The organism is Mycobacterium hackensackense (assembly GCF_025822555.1).
Classification (GTDB): domain Bacteria; phylum Actinomycetota; class Actinomycetes; order Mycobacteriales; family Mycobacteriaceae; genus Mycobacterium; species Mycobacterium fluoranthenivorans.
The window spans coordinates 40,709-60,202 of the sequence record NZ_JACKUC010000031.1 but is presented as its reverse complement, the minus strand read 5'-3'; the positions used below and the strand labels follow the sequence as shown (position 1 = coordinate 60,202).

Annotated in this window: 17 protein-coding genes; 14 read left to right on the top strand and 3 right to left on the bottom strand. The window is 69.6% G+C overall.

Annotated elements, in window-relative coordinates; genetic code table 11:
• Positions 1 to 3 precede the first annotated feature (3 nt).
• The 3 genes from idsA2 to H7J86_RS20380 all read right to left on the bottom strand — a co-directional run bounded on the left by idsA2 (position 4) and on the right by H7J86_RS20380 (position 2,548).
• Positions 4 to 1,098, bottom strand: coding sequence for a bifunctional (2E,6E)-farnesyl/geranyl diphosphate synthase (gene idsA2, locus H7J86_RS20390; RefSeq protein ID WP_090353817.1), 1,095 nt, complete (start codon positions 1,096 to 1,098; stop codon positions 4 to 6).
• 120 nt (positions 1,099 to 1,218) lie between these two features.
• Entirely contained in the window at positions 1,219 to 1,890 is a 672-nt protein-coding gene (locus H7J86_RS20385) for an LppM family (lipo)protein (RefSeq protein ID WP_090354017.1), read from the bottom strand.
• 34 nt (positions 1,891 to 1,924) lie between these two features.
• Positions 1,925 to 2,548: a GNAT family N-acetyltransferase gene (locus H7J86_RS20380; RefSeq protein ID WP_170847078.1), complete on the bottom strand. Its 624-nt coding sequence runs from the start codon at positions 2,546 to 2,548 to the stop codon at positions 1,925 to 1,927.
• Between the two features lie 258 nt (positions 2,549 to 2,806).
• Between H7J86_RS20380 and H7J86_RS20375 the strand changes: the two genes are divergently transcribed.
• The 14 genes from H7J86_RS20375 (at position 2,807) to pgeF (ending at position 19,483) form a co-directional block, all read left to right on the top strand.
• Positions 2,807 to 3,211, top strand: a complete 405-nt coding sequence (locus H7J86_RS20375) for an SCO2097 family morphological protein (RefSeq protein ID WP_090353819.1) — start codon at positions 2,807 to 2,809, stop codon at positions 3,209 to 3,211.
• Positions 3,212 to 3,557: 346 nt separating this feature from the next.
• Positions 3,558 to 3,992, top strand: a complete 435-nt coding sequence (locus H7J86_RS20370; RefSeq protein ID WP_090354020.1) for a division/cell wall cluster transcriptional repressor MraZ — start codon at positions 3,558 to 3,560, stop codon at positions 3,990 to 3,992.
• A complete protein-coding gene (gene rsmH, locus H7J86_RS20365) occupies positions 3,967 to 5,112 on the top strand; it encodes a 16S rRNA (cytosine(1402)-N(4))-methyltransferase RsmH (protein ID WP_187096055.1) in 1,146 nt (381 codons plus the stop codon). The genes H7J86_RS20370 and rsmH overlap by 26 nt, the downstream gene beginning before the upstream one ends.
• The gene (gene ftsL / locus H7J86_RS20360; protein WP_267293108.1) at positions 5,109 to 6,131 is read left to right on the top strand and encodes a cell division protein FtsL; all 1,023 of its coding nucleotides are present in this window, start codon (positions 5,109 to 5,111) and stop codon (positions 6,129 to 6,131) included. The genes rsmH and ftsL overlap by 4 nt, the downstream gene beginning before the upstream one ends.
• A complete protein-coding gene (locus H7J86_RS20355) occupies positions 6,128 to 8,077 on the top strand; it encodes a peptidoglycan D,D-transpeptidase FtsI family protein (protein WP_267293106.1) in 1,950 nt (649 codons plus the stop codon). The genes ftsL and H7J86_RS20355 overlap by 4 nt, the downstream gene beginning before the upstream one ends.
• 47 nt (positions 8,078 to 8,124) lie before the next feature.
• Positions 8,125 to 9,648, top strand: coding sequence for a UDP-N-acetylmuramoyl-L-alanyl-D-glutamate--2,6-diaminopimelate ligase (locus H7J86_RS20350; RefSeq protein WP_372517312.1), 1,524 nt, complete (start codon positions 8,125 to 8,127; stop codon positions 9,646 to 9,648).
• Positions 9,645 to 11,129: a UDP-N-acetylmuramoyl-tripeptide--D-alanyl-D-alanine ligase gene (locus tag H7J86_RS20345; protein ID WP_267293102.1), complete on the top strand. Its 1,485-nt coding sequence runs from the start codon at positions 9,645 to 9,647 to the stop codon at positions 11,127 to 11,129. Before H7J86_RS20350 ends, H7J86_RS20345 begins: the two co-directional genes overlap by 4 nt.
• Positions 11,126 to 12,205: a phospho-N-acetylmuramoyl-pentapeptide-transferase gene (gene mraY, locus H7J86_RS20340; RefSeq protein ID WP_090353826.1), complete on the top strand. Its 1,080-nt coding sequence runs from the start codon at positions 11,126 to 11,128 to the stop codon at positions 12,203 to 12,205. The genes H7J86_RS20345 and mraY overlap by 4 nt, the downstream gene beginning before the upstream one ends.
• Before the next feature lie 152 nt (positions 12,206 to 12,357).
• On the top strand, positions 12,358 to 13,944 hold the full coding sequence (gene ftsW, locus H7J86_RS20335) for a putative lipid II flippase FtsW (RefSeq protein WP_372517324.1): 1,587 nt from the start codon (positions 12,358 to 12,360) through the stop codon (positions 13,942 to 13,944).
• A 62-nt stretch (positions 13,945 to 14,006) separates the two neighbouring features.
• Positions 14,007 to 15,059 (top strand): undecaprenyldiphospho-muramoylpentapeptide beta-N-acetylglucosaminyltransferase, encoded by a 1,053-nt coding sequence (gene murG / locus H7J86_RS20330; RefSeq protein ID WP_235683703.1) that lies wholly within the window; start codon positions 14,007 to 14,009, stop codon positions 15,057 to 15,059.
• Positions 15,060 to 15,091: 32 nt separating this feature from the next.
• The gene (murC, locus tag H7J86_RS20325) at positions 15,092 to 16,477 is read left to right on the top strand and encodes a UDP-N-acetylmuramate--L-alanine ligase (RefSeq protein WP_220388603.1); all 1,386 of its coding nucleotides are present in this window, start codon (positions 15,092 to 15,094) and stop codon (positions 16,475 to 16,477) included.
• Positions 16,477 to 17,418, top strand: coding sequence for a cell division protein FtsQ/DivIB (locus H7J86_RS20320; RefSeq protein WP_267293096.1), 942 nt, complete (start codon positions 16,477 to 16,479; stop codon positions 17,416 to 17,418). Before murC ends, H7J86_RS20320 begins: the two co-directional genes overlap by 1 nt.
• A gap of 206 nt (positions 17,419 to 17,624) precedes the next feature.
• Positions 17,625 to 18,776, top strand: coding sequence for a cell division protein FtsZ (gene ftsZ / locus H7J86_RS20315; RefSeq protein ID WP_090353833.1), 1,152 nt, complete (start codon positions 17,625 to 17,627; stop codon positions 18,774 to 18,776).
• 5 nt (positions 18,777 to 18,781) lie between these two features.
• Positions 18,782 to 19,483, top strand: coding sequence for a peptidoglycan editing factor PgeF (pgeF, locus tag H7J86_RS20310; protein WP_090353835.1), 702 nt, complete (start codon positions 18,782 to 18,784; stop codon positions 19,481 to 19,483).
• The last annotated feature ends 11 nt before the right edge of the window (positions 19,484 to 19,494 follow it).

Sequence of the window (19,494 nt, the reverse complement as noted above, 5' to 3'; positions counted from 1 at the left end):
CTCCTAGGCGGACCGGTTGGAGGCCAGGCCGGCCATCTCGGCGAGGCCGATCTTGGCGTGCTCGTCGATGGGGGCGGAGCGCAGTGCATCCAGCGCGCGGCGGTTGAGGGTGTCGATGCGGTCCTCGACGGCGGCCAGCGCGCCCACGGACTCGATGACCTGGCACAGTTCACGCACCTGCGCATCGGACAGCTCGCTGCCGACCGAGGTGCGCAGCAGTTTGGCCGCCACCGGGTCGGATCGCTCGGCCAGCTCGACGGCTTCGGCCAGCAGCACGGTGCGTTTACCCGAGCGCAGATCGTCACCGGACGGCTTGCCGGTGACCGCTGGGTCGCCGAACACGCCGAGCACGTCGTCGCGCAGCTGGAAGGCCACGCCGAGATCGGTGCCGACCTGGTGGAACAGGGCCTGCACATCGGGCCGGTCACCCGCGGCGGCCGCCCCGAGCTGCAGCGGGCGGGACACCGTGTACGACGCGGTCTTGTAGGTGTTGACGGTCATCGCCGAGGCCACCGAATCGGCGCCGCTGGATTCGGCGACGATGTCCAGGAACTGGCCACCCAGCACCTCGGTGCGGATATCGGCCCACACCTTGTGCACGCGGATATGCGCTTCCGCGGGCAGTTCGGCGGTGGCGACGATATCGTCGGCCCACACCAGGGACAGGTCGCCGGCCAGGATGGCCGCCGAGAGACCGAACTGTTCGCTGGACCCGTGCCAGCTGCGGGTGCGGTGCAGGTCGGTGAAGAACCGGTGCACCGTGGGCAGGCCGCGTCGCGTCGCGGACGCGTCGATGACGTCGTCGTGCACCAGCGCGCAGGCGTGCAGAAGTTCCAGCGCCGAGAACAGGCGCAGCACGCGGGCATCGTCGGTGGCGGGGTCGCGGTCCGCGCCCACGACCGCACGCCAGCCCCAATAGGCGAACGCGGGTCTGATCCGCTTCCCACCGCGCAGCACGAACTCTTCGAGTGCGGCGGTGAGCTCGGCGTACTCGGGACCGATATAGGCACTGTCGCGGCGGCGATCGGACAGGTAGCGCCGTAACTGGTCGACGACGGCGCCGGCCAGTTGCACTGCTGATGGTGCCGCTGTATCCACGGTCAGCGGATGCCCCTTTCTGCTGCCCCGAATCGGCCCCGACGGTTCCCAGCCTAGAGCTTCGATACGAGTTTGTAGTAGCCAGCGGTGCCGCGTCCGGCACCGATCAGCCGGCTCTGGTCAGTCCTGGCCGACCTTCGGCGACTGGTCACGCGCCATCCATGCGACGGCGCCGATGATCCCGGCCACCACGAACGAGCCGACGGTGAGCCAGATCGCGGCGCCGGTGAACGAGCGCGCGCTCGGGTCGGTGTAGCGCGCCTGCGCGTTCATCGTGGTCACGATGCCGGGTTTGAGCTTCCACTCGACGACATCGCTGGAGACCTGGTCGCCGTTGGTCGAGGTCACCTCGCCGGGGAACGACACGCTCATCGACACGTCCGCGTCGGGGTCGTTGAGCGTCGTCAGATCGACCCGGCCCTCCAGGATCACCAGTTCACCGGCGCGCCGCAGCGAGATGTCCACCCCCGCGGCGTCCCGGTTCATATTGGCCAGCTGCGGAAGCTCGGCGAACGTGAGGTCGGAGAACACCGCCTGCGAGCCCACATAGTCGCCGCGGTCGTATTGCGAGATGGCCACCTTGTTGCTGAACGGCAGGGTGTTGAGCAGCTGCGGGCCTTTGTCGTCGGCGTTGCGCGCTTTGGCCGCGGCCACGATCTGGCCGGACACCCGGTCGTCGGGGGACACGGTGATCGAGGTCCGCACCCGGACGCACCCGACGGCCAGCGGCGTCAGGATCAGCAACAGCAGGACCAGGGCCCGCGCCCGTCGGTGGGGGTGCCTCGATCTCATCGGGTTCGTTGCGGCGAGCTGGTGCGGCACCCGGTCATCGTGCCAGACCGGCACCGTCGAGGGGCAGCGACCGGCCCAGGATGGCGAAGGCCCGCGGATCGCCGGCGAAGTGGTAGCCCCGGATCACATCGGTGAAACCGAGCCTGCGGTACAGCCGCCAGGCCCTGTTGGCCTCACCGTTGATCTCCGGTGTGGACAGCAGGACATGGGTCTCGTCGCGGCCGGCCAGCAGTCGGCGCGCCAGGGCTTCGCCCAGTCCACGGCCCTGGACGCGGGGGTGGATGTGCAGTTCGGTGAGCTCGAAATAACTCGACATCAGGGCATTGACGTGGGCTTGGTCGACGCCGACGCGTCGTAGCCCCTGCACCACCTGTTGCTGCCACCACTGATCGGGTGCGCCGCAATAGCCGTAGGCGATGCCGACCAGGTCGCCGGAGTTCGGGTCGGGGGTGCCGTCGGGGCCGGCCGGCGCGGCCGTATCGATATCGATGGCCGCCACCCCTTTCCAGCCCGGGCGCCGGCTGTGCTCCAGCCACATCGAGGCGCGCTGGTTCTCGGTGCCGCGGGGATAGCGCATGGCATCGACGTAGACCGAGAGGGCCTCGTCGAGTCGCCGCTGCATCGTCGCAGGCGACAGATCCACCAGATACGTCGCCAACGGGTGCCCTTCGCGGTCTGGGTGTGTTCGGACCCCTCCATTATCGGATGCCGGTCCCGCGCGGCGGCGTTCCGGGGGTGTGGCATGGGTGCTGAACAGCTTTCCGTGTTCGACGTCATAGAATCGTCGGTCAAGTAGGTGGTACGGGTCAGATCGACCTCGTATCATGGTTATTAAGCGTCCGTACGCGCGGACGTAATCGACTTGACGACATGGCCGCGGCTGCAACGACGCTGCATCGATCCTGAGGAGGGACGGATGCCACTCTCCGATCATGAGCAGCGCATGCTCGACCAGATCGAGAGCGCGTTGTACGCCGAGGACCCCAAATTCGCCTCGAGCGTCCGGGGTGGCACGCTGCGTGCCCCGTCGACCCGCCGCCGGCTGCAGGGCGCGGCGCTGTTCGTGATCGGGCTGGCCCTGCTGGTGTCGGGTGTGGCGTTCAAGGCCACCATGATCGGCAGCTTCCCGGTCCTGTCGGTGATCGGCTTCGTGCTGATGTTCGGTGGCGTGGTGTACGCGGTCACCGGTCCGCGCGTGGCCGGCCCGCGGGACAAGTCGGCTCCGGCCGGCGGTTCGGCCCGCGGTAAGCGAGGCAAGAGCGGCGGTGGGTCGTTCACCAGTCGGATGGAGGATCGCTTCCGGCGTCGTTTCGACGAGTGACCGGTTCCGGTTCCGGGGCAGTTCCGTAAGGGACTGCCCCTTTTTTGTGCCCGGAAACGCCCGGCGTGTCGGCTGGGAGGGCTGTCGGCCAGGGCGGGTGCCGGGCGTTCTCCCCACTTTCCCCCACCAGGGCGTCGGACGCCTTGATCTGGGCTGACCTGTGCCTTTTTGTTCCGGGTGGCCCCTGTGGGTGGTGGTCGGTGGCGTCGGATGGGTGTCTGAGTGGGCCGAGGTGGGGTGTGCGACCAAGTTCGTGGCAGCAAATGGCGCTTAGTGGGGGAAAGTGGGGTAAAGTGGCAGTCAACGGAGCGGCCGGGGCTCCGGAGGGGTGCTGGGAGGTGGCGAGATGTTTCTCGGCACCTACACGCCCAAGCTCGACGACAAGGGGCGACTGACGTTGCCCGCCAAGTTCCGCGACGCACTGGCAGGAGGGTTGATGGTCACCAAGAGTCAGGACCGCAGCCTTGCCGTCTATCCACGTGCGGCGTTCGAATCGATGATCATCGAGCTCGACGAGAAGGCGCGGCGGGGCAGCCCGCAGGAACGTGCCTACGTCCGCAACCTGGCAGCCGGAACCGACGAACAACACCCCGACGCACAGGGCCGGATCACCCTGTCCGCCGAACACCGCCGCTACGCGAATCTCTCCCGGGAGTGCGTGGTGACCGGTTCGATTCGCTTCCTGGAGATCTGGGACGCGCAAGCGTGGCAGGAATACCAGGACACCCACGAAGAGACTTTCTCCGCGGCCAGCGATGACACTCTTCGCGACATTCTCTGATCACGATGCCCGTGCAGCGTGGCCTCTGCCCGAACCGGCCCTGGCGTACTTCCCCGACGCCAGGTCCATCACTTCGGACAGAGACCTCGCCCCACGGGCTCACCATCTCCAGCGCCGGGGGGCCAAGGTGTCCGACAACCGCACGCCTGAGGACAGCGCCGCTCACGGCCACGTTCCGGTCCTGATCGACCGCTGCGTCGAACTGCTCGCCCCCGCACTGACCCGCCGCCACGCCGATGGCACCGGCGCCGTGCTGGTGGACGCGACCCTCGGCGCGGGCGGGCACTCGCACCGTTTCCTCACCGACTTCCCGGGCTTGCGGGTGGTGGGCCTGGACCGGGACCCCAACGCCCTGGCGATCGCCACCGCCCGGCTCGCACCGTTCGGCGACCGGATGAAGTTCGTCCGGACCCGCTACGACGGGTACTGGGACGACCGGGACGAAGCCGAGGTCGATGCGGTGCTCTTCGATCTCGGGGTGTCGTCCATGCAGCTGGATCGCGCCGAGCGCGGGTTCTCCTACGCACAGGACGCTCCGCTGGACATGCGGATGGACCCCGACGCACCGTTGACCGCGGCCGAGATTCTCAACACCTACGACGAGAAGGCGCTGGCCCGGATCCTGCGCGAGTACGGCGAGGAGAAGTTCGCCGGCCGTATCGCCGGTCGCATCGTGCGCCGACGGGATCGCGAACCGTTGCGCACCACAGGCGAACTCGTCGAATTGCTGTACGAGGCGATTCCGGCCGCCACCCGGCGCACCGGAGGTCACCCCGCCAAGCGCACCTTCCAGGCACTGCGGGTCGCCGTCAACGCCGAGCTCGAGTCGCTCAGTGCCGCCATACCCGCGGCCCTGGATGCGCTGACCGGCGGCGGCCGGATCGCGGTGATGGCCTATCAGTCGCTGGAGGACCGGATCGTCAAGCGGCTGTTCGCCACCGCGACCGCGTCCCGCACCCCGCCCGGCCTGCCCGTCGAACTCCCCGGCTACGAAGCCGAGTTCGTCGCGTTGACCCGCGGCGCCGAGCAGGCCGATGCCGACGAGATCGCACGTAACCCGCGCAGCGCATCGGTGCGCCTGCGCGCGCTGGAAAAGGTTGCCGGAAAGGATGACTCATGAAGGTCAAGCGAACCGCACCGGTGCGCGGCACCGATGAGCGCCGGCGCAGCAACCCCAAGAAGAAGGCGCAGGACGGCAAGAAGCAGCCGGAGCAGCAGCCCCGGCGGCGAAACGCCCGCCGCCCGGCGCCCGAACAGCGCACGCACCGGCCGCAGCGGTCGGCGCCGCAGACCAGCCCGATCCCGCGGTCTGCGCCCGCGCCGACCATGGCCAAGAGTGCCAAGCAGGCCAAGGCCCGGGCGAAGGCACGGAAAGCCAAGGCTCCCAAGGTTGTCCGGATCCCGCTGCGGGAACGGCTGATCACCCGGCTGGCCTCGATCGAGTTGAACCCGCGCGCCATGGTGGCGCGGGTGCCGTTCGTGGTGCTCGTGATCGGCGCACTGGGCGTCGGTCTGGGGATGACGTTGTGGTTGTCCACCGACGCCGCCGAGCGGTCCTACCAGCTCGGCCACGCACGGCAGCTCAACCAGGCCCTGCTGCAGCAGAAGGAGGGCCTCGAACGCGATGTGCTGGAGGCGCAGGCCGCCCCCGCACTGGCCGAGGCGGCCCGCAACCTCGGCATGATCCCGTCCCGTGACACCGCCCATCTGGTGCAGGATCCGACCGGGAACTGGATGGTGGTCGGTACACCCAAGCCGGCCGAGGGCGTTCCGCCACCGCCACTGAACACCCCGCTGCCCGACGACAATCCGGCGACGGCAGCACCCGCCCGGCCGGCCGCATCCGTGCCGGCCGCCCCAGCCCCGGTCCCGGTCCCGCCCGGACCGCGAGTCGTGGATCCCCGTGAGGTCGTCGTCCGGCTCCCCGAGACCCCTACGGCCGCACCGGCGGTCCCGCTTGCCGCCGTCCCGCCGGTCACCATCCCGGTGCTGCCCGCCGCGCCCGCACCCGAAGTCCTGGCCCCGGTCGCACCGGAGGCCGTGCCGCCCGCGGTGCCGGTTGACGGCGCGCCGCATCTGGCCACCCCGCAGCTCCCGGCGCAGCCCGGCCCGGCCGCGCCGTTGGGCGCACCGGCATGATCGGCCGCAGGAAGAAGCCGGCCCAGCCCGCCCAGCCCGCCAAGCGGCGCGCCCCGGCCACCCGCCCAGCTCCCACCCAGGAGCATTCGGCCACCGAGCGGCGTATCCGTCAGCCCTTCAAGCCCGGCGGCGAAACCATTTCGCGCAGTTCGTCGTTCGTCTTCCGGCACCGCGTCGGCAATGTCGTCATCTTCCTGGTCCTGGTGGTCGCCGCGGCCCAGCTGTTCAACCTGCAGATCTCCAACGCGGCGGGCCTGCGCGCCGAGGCGCTCGGCCAGCTGAAGGTCACCGATGTGCAGAAGGCCGTGCGCGGCAGCATCGTCGACCGCAATTTCGACAAGCTGGCGTTCACCATCGAGGCGCGCGCGCTGACCTTCCAGCCCGCCAAGGTGCAGAAAGAACTGGCCGACGCCAAGGCCGCCGATCCCGATGCGCCGGATCCAGCGCAGCGTCTGCGGGCGATCGCCAAGGAGATCGCCACCCGGCTGAACGACAAGCCGGATGAGGCCACCCTGCTCAAGAAGCTCAGTGGCAAAGACTCTTTCGTCTACCTGGCCCGCTCGGTGGACCCCGCCGTCGCCGACGCCATCACCACCAAGTTCCGCGAGGTCGGCACCGAACGCCAGGACATCCGGCAGTACCCGGGTGGATCGTTGGCCGCGAACATCGTCGGCGGCATCGACTGGGACGGACACGGTCTGCTCGGCCTGGAGGACTCCTACGATGCCAAGCTGTCGGGCACCGACGGCTCGGTCACCTACGACCGTGGCTCCGACGGCGTGATGATCCCGGGCAGCATGCGCAACAAGCACGACGCGGTCAACGGCTCGTCGGTGCAGCTGACACTGGACGACGACATCCAGTACTACGTGCAGCAGCAGGTGCAGGCGGCCAAGGACGCCTCGGGCGCCAACAACGTCTCCGCGCTGGTCCTGGACGCGAAAACCGGTGAAGTGCTGGCCATGTCGAACGACAACACGTTCGACCCCAGCCAGGACATCGGCCGCCAGGGTGAGCGCCAGATGGGCAACCCGTCGGTGTCCTCGCCGTTCGAACCCGGATCGGTGAACAAGATCGTCACCGCGTCCACCGCGATCGAGCTGGGTCTGACCAATCCCGATGAGGTACTTCAGGTTCCGGGCTCGATCGATATGGGCGGCGTCACCGTGCGCGATGCATGGCCGCACGGCGTGATGCCCTACACGACGACGGGTGTGTTCGGTAAGTCCTCGAACGTCGGCACCCTGATGCTCGCTCAGCGGGTGGGACCGGAACGCTTCTACGACATGCTGGAGAAATTCGGCCTGGGTCAGCGCACCAATGTCGGGTTGCCCGGTGAGAGCTCCGGTCTGGTACCGCCGATCGACCAGTGGTCCGGCAGCTCGTTCGCGAACCTGCCCATCGGACAGGGTCTTTCGATGACCCTGTTGCAGATGACCGGCATGTATCAGGCGATCGCCAACGACGGGGTGCGCATTCCGCCGCGGATCATCAAGTCCGTCATCGGTGCCGACGGCAGTCGGGCCGACGAGCCGCAGCCCGAGGGTATCCGGGTGGTCTCGCCGCAGACCGCCCAGACCGTGCGCAACATGCTGCGCGCCGTCGTGCAGAAGGACCCGCGCGGGATCCAGCAGGGCACCGGCTCCGGTGCTGCGGTGGAGGGCTACCAGATCGCAGGCAAGACCGGCACCGCCCAGCAGATCAACCCGGCGTGCGGGTGCTACTACGACGACCACTACTGGATCACCTTCGCCGGGATGGCGCCGTCGGACAATCCGCGCTACGTCGTCGGCATCATGGCCGACAATCCGCACCGGACGGCCGACGGCCAGCCGGGTACCACGATGGCGCCGCTGTTCCACCACATCGCCGCGTGGCTGCTGCAGCGGGAGAACGTGCCGCTGTCCCCGGACCCGGGACCGCCGCTGGTCCTGCAGGCCGACTGAGCCAGATCCACACCTGCGGTGGGCCATGACCCGACCGGTACTGTGGCATGGCCATGAAACTGCGTCCCTCGCATCCCGCCGGCGAATTCTTACGCCCGTTGGCCGCGCGTATCGGAGCCGGCCGCGTGCCCGCCTCGAACGCTCAAGACACCCGCGTCACCGGGGTCACGCTGCGTAGCCAGGACGTCGTACCCGGTGATCTGTTCGCCGCGCTGCCGGGCTCGGCGGTGCACGGCGCCCGGTTCGCCGCCGACGCGATCGCCGCCGGCGCCGTGGCGGTCTTCACCGACCCGGAGGGGCTGGCACTGCTGCCGCCGGGCCATGAGGTCGAGGTGCTGGTCCATCCCGAGCCTCGGGCGGTGCTCGGTGAGCTCGCGGCCGCCGTCTACGGCGATCCGTCCCGGCGACTCCGCGTCATCGGTGTCACCGGGACGTCCGGTAAGACCACCACCACGTTTCTGGTGGAGGCGGGGCTGCGGGCGGCCGGACGGGTGGCCGGCCTGATCGGCACCGTCGGCGTCCGGATCGACGGACGCGATCAGCCGAGCTCGCTCACCACGCCGGAGGCACCCGATCTGCAGGCCCTGTTCGCCGTGATGGTCGAGCAGGGGGTGGACACCGTCGTGATGGAGGTGTCCAGTCACGCGCTGGCGCAGGGGCGGGTGGACGGCCTGGCCTTCGAGGCGGGCGGTTTCACCAACCTGTCGCGCGATCACCTGGATTTCCACCCGACGATGGCCGATTACCTGGACGCCAAGGCCAAGTTGTTCGAACCGGATTCACCCACCCACGCCGCACACGCGGTGGTGTGCGTCGACGACGAGTGGGGCCGCCAGATCGCCGCCCGGTCGGTGGATCCGGTGCGGGTGAGCACGACCGGCTCCGACGCCGACTGGCGCATCGACGAGGTGCACGCCGTCGGGCGGGGCGCTCAGGAGTTCGTCGCCGTCGATCCGGCCGGGGTGCATCACCGGTTGCGTATCGGTCTGCCCGGCCGTTACAACGTGGCGAACGCGCTGCTGGCGCTCGCCCTGCTCGATGTCGTCGGCGTCTCGCCGGAGCAGAGTGCCCCCGGGCTGCGCGAGGCCGCGGTGCCGGGCCGACTGCAGGCCATCGACCGGGGCCAGGACTTTCTGGCCCTGGTGGACTACGCGCACAAGCCGGGTGCCCTTGAGGCGGTGCTACAGACGCTGCGCGGAACCGGCCGGCTGGCGGTGGTGTTCGGTGCGGGCGGCAACCGGGACGCGGGCAAGCGCGCACCGATGGGCCGCGTGGCCGCCGAGCTGGCCGATCTGGTGGTCGTCACCGACGACAATCCGCGCGATGAGGACCCCGCCACGGTGCGGGCCGCCATCCTGGGCGGCGCGGCCGGCCTGCGGGCCGAGGTCGTCGAGATCGGGGACCGGCGGGCGGCCATCGATTACGCGGTGGCCTGGGCAGGTCCGGGGGACACCGTCCTGATCGCGGGTAAGGGCCACGAGTCCGGGCAGACCGCCAAGGGCCACACCCGGCCCTTCGACGACCGCGAGGAGCTGGCGGCCGCGCTGGAGATGTTGAGGTCACGCACATGATCACCCTGACCGTCGCGCAGATCGCGGATATCGTCGGCGGCGAGTTGGCCGACATCACGCGGGCCGACGCCGAGGCCACCGTCGTCACCGGCACCGTGGAGTTCGACTCCCGCAAGATCACGCCCGGCGGCCTGTTCCTGGCGTTACCCGGGGCCAAGACGGATGGACACGATTTCGCCGAGACCGCGGTCTCGGCCGGGGCGGTCGCGGTGCTGGCGGCCCGGCCCGTCGGGGTGCCCGCCATCGTGGTGCCGCCCCTGGACGTCACCGACGCCACGGACACATCCTCGGGTGCACTGGAATACGACGCCGACGGTTCGGGCGCGGCGGTGCTGGCCGCGCTGGCACGGCTCGCGCAGGCGGTCGCCGCCGAACTCACGGCCGACGGCCTGCGGATCATCGGGGTGACCGGATCGTCGGGCAAGACGTCGACGAAGGATCTGCTCGCCGCCGTGCTGGTACCGCTGGGTGAGGTGATCGCCCCGCCCGGTTCGTTCAACAATGAACTCGGGCATCCGTGGACGGTGCTGCGCGCCACCACCGACACCGACTTCCTCATCCTGGAGATGTCTGCCCGCCATCCGGGCAATATCGCGGCGCTCGCGGCGATCGCGCCCCCGTCGATCGGGGTGGTGCTCAACGTGGGCACGGCGCACCTGGGCGAGTTCGGCTCACGCGAGATCATCGCAGCGACGAAGTCTGAACTGCCACAAGCGGTTCCGTCATCCGGGGTGGCGATCCTCAACGCCGACGACCCGGCGGTGGCCGCCATGGCGGACAAGACCGCCGCGCGGGTGGTCCGGGTGTCGCGGACGTCCGGCGGCGATGTCTGGGCCGGTCCGGTCACCCTCGACGACCTGGCCCGGCCGCGGTTCACCCTGCATGCGGGCGGCGATGAGGTGGATGTCGCGCTCGCGGTGCACGGCGAGCACCAGGTCTCCAACGCGCTGGCCGCGGCCGCGGTGGCGCTCGAGTGCGGAGCGAGCCTGCCCCAGGTCGCCGCGGCACTGGCGACGGCCGCGCCGGTCTCGGCGCGCCGGATGCAGGTGAGTACCCGCGCCGACGGGGTCACCGTGATCAACGACGCCTACAACGCCAATCCCGATTCGATGGCGGCCGGGCTCAAGGCGCTGGCCTGGATGGCGCGTTCCGGTGGTGAACGCAGGCGGAGCTGGGCGGTGCTGGGCGAGATGGCCGAGCTGGGCGAGGACGCGATAACCGAACACGATCGCATCGGACGCCTGGTGGTGCGCTTAGATGTGTCTCGACTGATTGTTGTCGGAGCCGGGAGAGCGATGAGCGCAATGCACCAGGGGGCGGTGATGGAAGGGTCGTGGGGCAGTGAATCCGTGCTCGTCCCCGACGCCGACACCGCGCTGGCGTTGCTGCGCGCCGAACTGGCCCCGGGCGACGTGGTGCTGGTGAAGGCGTCCAACTCGGCCGGGCTCGGTGTGCTCGCCGACGCGGTGGCTGACGCATGAAGCAGATCCTGATCGCCGTCGCCATCGCGCTGGCGGTGTCGATCGTGCTGACCCCGGCACTGATCCGGCTGTTCACCCGGCGGGGCTTCGGCCACGAGATCCGCGAGGACGGCCCGGCCAGTCACCAGAAGAAGCGCGGCACGCCGTCGATGGGCGGGGTGGCCATCGTCGCCGGCATCTGGGCCGGGTATCTGGGCACCCATCTGGTCGGGCTGGCGTTCGACGGCGAGGGCCCGTCCGCATCGGGTCTGCTGGTGCTGGGGCTGGCCACCGCGCTCGGTGTGGTGGGTTTCGTCGACGACATGATCAAGATCCGGCGCTCGCGCAATCTGGGGCTGAACAAGACCGCAAAGACCGTGGGCCAGTTGGGCGCCGCCATCCTGTTCGGTGCGCTGGTGCTGCAGTTCCGCAATGGTGACGGGTTGACCCCGGGTAGCGCCGGGTTGTCCTACGTGCGTGAGATCGCCACCGTGACGTTGGCGCCGCTGGTGTTCGTGGTGTTCGTGGTGGTGGTCGTCAGCGCCTGGTCGAATGCGGTGAACTTCACCGACGGGCTGGACGGGCTGGCGGCCGGTGCCATGGCGATGGTCAGTGCGGCCTATGTGCTGATCACCTTCTGGCAGTACCGCAACGCCTGCGCGAGCAGTCCCGGGTTGGGCTGCTACAACGTACGCGATCCGCTGGATCTGGCGCTGGTCGCCGCGGCCACCGCGGGTGCCTGTGTGGGGTTCCTGTGGTGGAATGCCGCCCCGGCGAAGATCTTCATGGGGGACACCGGTTCGCTGGCGCTGGGCGGCATCATCGCCGGGCTGTCGGTGACCAGCCGCACCGAGATGCTGGCGGTGGTGCTGGGGGCGCTCTTCGTCGCCGAGGTGACCTCGGTGGTGGTGCAGATCCTGGCCTTCCGCACGACGGGTCGTCGGGTGTTCCGGATGGCGCCGTTCCATCACCATTTCGAGTTGGTGGGCTGGGCGGAAACCACGGTGATCATCCGGTTCTGGCTACTGACCGCCATCGCGTGCGGGCTGGGTGTGGCGCTGTTCTACGGCGAATGGCTGTCGGCCGTCGGCGCGTAGGCGCTTAGGCCGTTTGCTGCCTGATCGTTATCGCGACACGCCTCGGATGTCCCGGCGCTCGGCCGCGGGCCGGGGGAGGATTCTCGGGTGCAAGGGACTAGTGGGGCGGGTGTTACACCTGTGACTCTTGTGAATCGCCGGAGGACGGCTTGCTGACCGCGTTGCGCTCCAGGCTGCGACGTTCCAGCAAAGCCGACGACAGCGCGAAGCAGGAGCCGGTCGAGACTGTCAAAGCGGTGCCGCCGAAAGGCGAGCCCCGCACCAGGTTCGGCGTCTGGCTGAGCCGGCCGATGACGTCGTTTCATCTGATCATCGCCGTCACCGGGCTGCTCATCACGCTCGGACTGATCATGGTGCTGTCCGCCTCCGGCGTGCATTCCTACGACGAGGGTGGTTCGCCGTGGACCATCTTCGGCAAGCAGGTGCTGTGGACGTGCGTCGGCCTGGTGGCGTTCTACATCGCGCTGCGCACCCGGATCTCGCTCATGCGCCGGCTGGCCCTGCCCGCCTTCGCCGTGACGGTGGTGCTGATCGCCCTCGTGCTCGTCCCCGGTATCGGCACGTATTCCAACGGCTCGCGCGGCTGGTTCGTCGTCGCCGGGTTGTCCATGCAGCCGTCGGAGTTGTGCAAGATCGCCTTCGCCATCTGGGGGGCACACCTGCTGGCCGCGCGCCGCATGGAACAGGCCTCGCTGCGCGAGATGCTGGTCCCGCTGGTGCCGGCCGCACTGCTGGCCGCCACCCTCATCGTGCTGCAGCCCGACCTCGGCCAGACGGTCTCGCTGGCCATCATCCTGCTCGGTCTGCTCTGGTTCGCCGGCTTGCCGCTGCGGGTGTTCGTGAGCTCGCTGGGCGCTGCGGTGGTCGCCGCGGCGATCTTGGCGATGTCCCGCGGTTACCGGTCCGACCGGGTGCAGTCCTGGCTCAATCCCGGCGCGGACGCCATGGGTTCGGGCTATCAGTCCCGCCAGGCCCGGTACGCGCTGGCCAACGGCGGGGTGTTCGGCGACGGCCTGGGCCAGGGCACGGCCAAGTGGAACTATCTGCCCAACGCGCACAACGACTTCATCTTCGCCATCATCGGTGAGGAACTGGGCTACATCGGCGCGGCGGGCCTGCTGTGCCTGTTCGGCTTGTTCGCCTACACCGGGATGCGCATCGCGCGCCGCTCGGCGGACCCGTTCCTGCGGCTGCTCACCGCCACGGTGACGCTGTGGGTGCTGGGCCAGGCGTTCATCAATGTGGGCTATGTCATCGGCCTGCTGCCCGTCACCGGCCTGCAGTTGCCACTCATTTCGGCCGGCGGAACATCGACGGCCACAACGCTTTTCATTCTCGGAGTGATCACCAACGCGGCGCGGCACGAACCGGAGGCGGTGGCCGCGTTGCGGGCCGGCCGCGACGATCGGGTGAACCGCCTGCTGCGACTGCCGCTGCCCGAGCCGTACGTGCCGCCGCGGATCGACATGGCGCGGGACCGGATGCGAGCCAAGGGTGACAAGTCCGGCCGCAAGCCGCAGAAGGCCATCGCGAAAGCCCCCGTCAAAGCGCCCGCCAAAGCCAAGACCGGCGCCGGCCGCAAAACCGACCATCCGGCTGATCGGTCGGGACGGCGCGCAGGGCATCATGGAGGCGGCCAGCGCTCCGGCCAGCCGGCCCGGGCCGGCCGCGGAGCGACCGGCGAACCGCGTCAGCAGGGCCGGCGGGCCCGCGCATTGGAAGGTCAGCGTTACGGGTGAGCAGTACGGGGATATCGGTCGTTCTCGCCGGTGGCGGGACGGCGGGACATGTGGAACCCGCGATGGCCGTGGCCGATGCCCTGACCGAGCTGGACCCCGAGGTGCGTATCACCGCACTGGGCACCGCCCGTGGGCTGGAGACCCGGCTGGTACCCGAACGCGGTTACGACCTGCGGCTCATCACTCCGGTGCCGCTGCCCCGTAAACCGTCGGGTGACCTGGTGCGGCTGCCGTGGCGGGTGCGCAACGCGATCCGCGAGACCCGCGCGATCTTCGACGAGACGGCCGCCGATGTGGTCATCGGGTTCGGCGGGTACGTGGCGTTGCCGGCCTATCTGGCCGCCCGGGGCCGGGTTCCGGTGGTGATCCACGAGGCCAACGCCCGCGCCGGATTGGCCAACCGGGTCGGCGCCCGATCGGCCCGGCGGGTGCTCGCCGCGGTACCCGATCCCGGTCTGCGGCACGTCGAGGTGGTCGGGGTGCCCGTGCGGGCCAGCATCACCGCGTTGGATCGCACCGCGCTGCGGGCGCAGGCCCGCGCGGCCTTCGGATTCGACGAGGACGCCGTGGTGCTGCTGGTGTTCGGTGGTTCCCAAGGTGCCCAGTCGATCAACCGGGCTGTGGCGGCGGCGGCCAAAGATCTTGTCGGTAAAGGGGTTTCGGTTCTGCACGCGCACGGCCCGAAGAACACCCTGGATCTTCCCGAACTGACCGGGGCCGGCAAGTACGTCGCAGTGCCGTATCTGGACCGGATGGACCTCGCCTACGCCGCCGCCGACCTGGCCATCTGCCGGTCCGGTGCGATGACGGTGGCCGAGGTCACCGCGGTCGGGTTGCCCGCCGTCTATGTCCCGTTGCCGATCGGCAACGGGGAACAGCGGCTCAACGCGCTGCCGGTGGTGTCGGCCGGCGGCGGTCTGCTCGTCGACGACGCCGAACTGTCCGCCGGCTTCATCGCCGAGCGGGTGCTGCCGTTGCTCACCGATGCCGAGAGCCTGCGCCGGATGACGGCCGCGGCCGCGCTGGCCGGGCACCGCGACGCCGCCCGCGCCGTGGCCGAGGTGGCGCTGGAGGTGGCCCGGCAGGGCCGCGCGCACCGGAAGTCGACGTCGTGAAGGGATTGCCGCCCGAACTGGCGCGGGTGCACATGGTGGGTATCGGCGGCGCCGGTATGTCGGGTATCGCACGAATCCTGCTGGACCGCGGTGGGCTGGTGTCGGGCTCGGATGCCAAGGAGTCACGCGGTGTGGCGGCGTTACGGGCCCGGGGTGCGGATATCCGGATCGGCCACGACGCCGCGGCGCTGGACATCTTCGAGGGCGGTCCCACCGCGGTGGTCACCACCCATGCCGCGATCCCCAAGACCAATCCCGAACTCGTCGAAGCCCGCCGCCGCGGTATCCCGGTGATCCTGCGTCCGGTCGTGCTGGCCAAGTTGATGGCCGGTGACACGACGCTCATGGTGACCGGGACGGCCGGCAAGACCACGACCACGTCCATGCTGATCGTCGCGTTGCAGCACAGCGGCTTCGACCCGTCGTTCGCCGTGGGCGGTGACCTCGGCGCGGCCGGTACCAACGCGCATCACGGCAGCGGTCCCTTCTTCGTGGCCGAGGCCGACGAGAGCGATGGATCGTTGGTGCAGTACCGGCCCGATATCGCGGTGGTGACCAATGTCGAGGCCGACCATCTGGATTTCTTCGGTAGCGAGCAGGCCTACGTCGCCGTGTTCGACGCGTTCATGGAACGTCTGACGCCGGGCGGTGCCCTGGTGGTTTGCGTCGACGACCCGGGGGCAGCCGCCCTCGCAGAACGTACTGCGGCACTCGGGATCCGGGTGTTGCGCTACGGCAGTGCCGGGCACCCCGATCTGGCGGGCGCACTGCTGGAATGGGAGCAGCGGGGCACCAGCGCGATCGCCACGGTGCAACTGGCGGGGGAGACGCACCCGCGCACCATGCGGTTGTCGGTACCCGGCAGGCATATGGCACTCAATGCGCTCGCCGCGCTGTTGGCGGCGGTACAGGCCGGCGCGGACCCGGATGTCGTGCTCGAGGCGCTGGCCGGATTCGAGGGCGTCCGCCGGCGCTTCGAGTTGGTGGGCACCGCGGCCGAGGTCCGGGTCTTCGACGACTATGCCCATCACCCGACGAAGGTGACGGCCGCGCTGTCGGCGGTGTGCACGCTGGCGGCGGAGTCCAAGGGCCGGGCCATCGTGGTGTTCCAGCCCCATCTGTATTCGCGGACCGAGACTTTCGCGCGCGAGTTCGGCACGGCGCTGAGCGCCGCCGACGAGGTGTTCGTGCTCGATGTGTATGCCGCACGCGAACAGCCGATCCCGGGGGTGAGCGGGCGCAGCATCGTCGAGCACGTCACCTCTGCGGTGCACTACGTGCCGGATTTCTCGGCGGTGGCCGAGCGGGTGGCGGCGGTCGCCCGACCGGGGGACGTGGTGGTGACCATGGGTGCCGGTGACGTCACCCTGCTGGGCCGCGAAATCCTCGACGCGCTGGCGCGTCGGCCGGTGCGGTGATGACCGAACCCGGACCGGAACCCGTCGAGCCGGTGGAGCCCGAGGTCGAGCCCGCCGAGGCCGCCGAGTCCTCGGAGTCCGCCGAGTCTCCGCTGGAGCCCGAAACCGCCGAGGCGGCAGAGGATTTCGAAGGACCGCGCCGGCGTGCACGGCGTGAACGCGAGGAGCGCCGCGCCGCGCAGGCGCGCGCCATGGCGATCGAGGAGGCGCGCCGGGCGGCCAAACGCAAGGTGTCCGGCCGGCCGGAGCCCCAGCAGGCCGTGCCGGCCCGCCGGGTCATCCGCGGTCTGAAACTGCTGATGTGGTCGGCGCTGGCGTCGGTGGTGGCCGTGGCGCTGGGCCTGGTGCTGTACTTCACACCGGTCATGTCCGTGCGCGAGACCGTCATAACCGGGTTGAGCGTGCTCACCGAGGACGAGATCACCGCGGCGGCCGCCGTTCCCGCCGGCACGCCGCTGCTGCAGGTCGACACCGATTCGGTGGCCGAACGGGTGGCCACGCTGCGCCGGGTGGCCAGCGCTCGGGTGCAGCGCGAGTACCCGTCCACCCTGCGCATCACCGTGCTGGAGCGGATACCGCTGGTGGTGAAGGACCTTCCGGACGGCCCTCACCTCTACGACAAGGACGGTGTCGATTTCGTCACCGGGCCACCGCCGCCGGGGCTTCCGTACCTGGACGCCGATACCCCCGGTCCCAAGGATCCCGCCACCAAGGCGGCGCTGCAGGTGCTCACCTCGTTGCCGCCGGAGGTGGCCGGGCAGGTCAGCCGGATCGCGGCGCCGTCGGTCGCGGCGATCACGCTGACCCTCGTCGACGGCCGGGTGGTGGTGTGGGGCACCAACGATCGCACCGAGGAGAAGGCGGCCAAACTCGCGGCGCTGCTGACCCAGCCGGGCCGTACCTATGACGTGTCGAGCCCGGACCTGCCGACGGTCAAATAGTCCTGCGAATAGTCCTAGCTCCGTACCGATTCACAGATCGAATTTTTGTCGCGTTGCTTCGGCGCGCCTGCCCGGCGTGGCGGGCGGGCGGCCCTACCGTTCTGTTTGCGCGGAACTACTTGACATAACTTTAAACCTATGGTTGAGGTTGAGGGTTTCGTTGAAGGTTTCGCACTGGACTCGAACATTCTGGGAGGAAGGCACCCATGACCCCCCCGCACAACTACCTCGCGGTCATCAAGGTGGTCGGCATCGGCGGCGGCGGCGTGAATGCCGTCAACCGGATGATCGAACACGGTCTCAAGGGCGTGGAGTTCATCGCCATCAACACCGACGCCCAAGCGCTGTTGATGAGTGATGCCGACGTCAAGCTCGACGTCGGCCGGGACTCCACCCGCGGTCTGGGCGCAGGCGCCGACCCCGAGGTGGGCCGCAAGGCCGCCGAGGACGCCAAGGACGATATCGAAGAACTGCTGCGCGGCGCCGACATGGTGTTCGTCACCGCAGGTGAGGGCGGTGGCACCGGCACTGGTGGCGCGCCCGTGGTGGCATCCATCGCACGCAAGCTCGGCGCGCTGACCGTCGGCGTGGTCACCCGGCCGTTCTCCTTCGAGGGCAAGCGCCGGTCCAACCAGGCCGAGAACGGCATCCAGTCGCTGCGCGAGAGCTGCGACACCCTGATCGTCATCCCGAACGACCGGCTGCTGCAGATGGGCGATGCCGCCGTCTCGCTGATGGACGCGTTCCGCAGTGCCGATGAGGTGCTGCTCAACGGTGTCCAGGGCATCACCGACCTGATCACCACGCCGGGTCTGATCAACGTCGACTTCGCCGACGTGAAGGGTGTGATGAGCGGCGCGGGCACCGCGCTGATGGGCATCGGCTCCGCGCGCGGGGACGGTCGTGCACTCAAGGCCGCCGAGATCGCCATCAACTCGCCGCTGCTGGAAGCGTCCATGGAGGGTGCCCAGGGCGTGCTGCTCTCGGTGGCCGGTGGCAGTGACCTCGGTCTGTTCGAGATCAACGAGGCCGCCTCGCTGGTGCAGGAGGCCGCGCACGCGGACGCCAACATCATCTTCGGCACCGTCATCGACGATTCGCTGGGCGACGAGGTCCGGGTCACCGTCATCGCGGCCGGCTTCGACAGCGTGACCCCGAGCCGCAAACCCGTCACCGGGGGTGCCCAGACCATCGCGCCCGCGGCCTCGGGCAACGTGCGCTCCACGGTCTTCGAACCGGCCGACGCGGTCAGCGTCCCGGCCGGGCACACCAACGGGGCCACGGTGCGCATCGGCGGACCTGATGACGGCGGCATCTCCGACGACGATGTCGACGTGCCGCCCTTCATGCGCCACTAGACGCCGTGCCCGTCCGGGTTCGGCGCGTGACGACCACCCGCCAGGGCGGTGTCTCGCGGCCGCCCTATGACACCTTCAATCTCGGCGATCACGTCGGCGATGCCCCGGCCGCCGTTGCGGCCAACCGGAAACGCCTGGCCGACACCATCGGTGCCGACGGCGTGGTCTGGATGAATCAGGTGCATTCCGACCGTGTCGTGGTGGTCGACGGTGACCCGGGCGCCACCGTCGACGACACCGATGCGCTGGTGACCACGACGCCGCGGCTGGCGCTGGCGGTGCTGTCGGCCGACTGCGTTCCGGTGTTGTTGGCCGACGCGCGGGCCGGGGTGATCGGCGCCGCACATGCCGGCCGGGTCGGGGCGCAGCTGGGCATCGTGGCGCGCACCGTCGAAAAGATGGTGGCGCTGGGTGCTTCGCCGGACGATATCTCGGTGCTGCTCGGCCCCGCGGTCAGTGGCCGCCACTACGAGGTGCCCGCCCTCATGGCCGACGAGGTCGAAGCCGCGCTGCCCGGCAGTCGCACGACCACCGAGAAGGGCACCCCCGGGTTGGACATCCGGGCCGGAATCGCCCGCCAATTGACGACATTGGGGATCACGACCATCGATATCGACCCGCGCTGCACCGTCGAGGACCGCGCACTGTTCAGTCACCGGCGCGACGCGCCCACCGGACGCCTGGCGTCGTTGGTGTGGATGGAATGACGGTGCTCACG

Coding starts and splice junctions, on each gene's coding strand:
- H7J86_RS20385 (WP_090354017.1), bottom strand. CDS start 1,890: ATGAGATCGAGGCACCCCCACCGACGGGCGCGGGCCCTGGTCCTGCTG.
- H7J86_RS20375 (WP_090353819.1), top strand. CDS start 2,807: ATGCCACTCTCCGATCATGAGCAGCGCATGCTCGACCAGATCGAGAGC.
- H7J86_RS20370 (WP_090354020.1), top strand. CDS start 3,558: ATGTTTCTCGGCACCTACACGCCCAAGCTCGACGACAAGGGGCGACTG.
- rsmH (WP_187096055.1), top strand. CDS start 3,967: ATGACACTCTTCGCGACATTCTCTGATCACGATGCCCGTGCAGCGTGG.
- ftsL (WP_267293108.1), top strand. CDS start 5,109: ATGAAGGTCAAGCGAACCGCACCGGTGCGCGGCACCGATGAGCGCCGG.
- H7J86_RS20355 (WP_267293106.1), top strand. CDS start 6,128: ATGATCGGCCGCAGGAAGAAGCCGGCCCAGCCCGCCCAGCCCGCCAAG.
- H7J86_RS20350 (WP_372517312.1), top strand. CDS start 8,125: ATGGCCATGAAACTGCGTCCCTCGCATCCCGCCGGCGAATTCTTACGC.
- H7J86_RS20345 (WP_267293102.1), top strand. CDS start 9,645: ATGATCACCCTGACCGTCGCGCAGATCGCGGATATCGTCGGCGGCGAG.
- mraY (WP_090353826.1), top strand. CDS start 11,126: ATGAAGCAGATCCTGATCGCCGTCGCCATCGCGCTGGCGGTGTCGATC.
- murG (WP_235683703.1), top strand. CDS start 14,007: ATGGCCGTGGCCGATGCCCTGACCGAGCTGGACCCCGAGGTGCGTATC.
- murC (WP_220388603.1), top strand. CDS start 15,092: ATGGTGGGTATCGGCGGCGCCGGTATGTCGGGTATCGCACGAATCCTG.
- H7J86_RS20320 (WP_267293096.1), top strand. CDS start 16,477: ATGACCGAACCCGGACCGGAACCCGTCGAGCCGGTGGAGCCCGAGGTC.
- ftsZ (WP_090353833.1), top strand. CDS start 17,625: ATGACCCCCCCGCACAACTACCTCGCGGTCATCAAGGTGGTCGGCATC.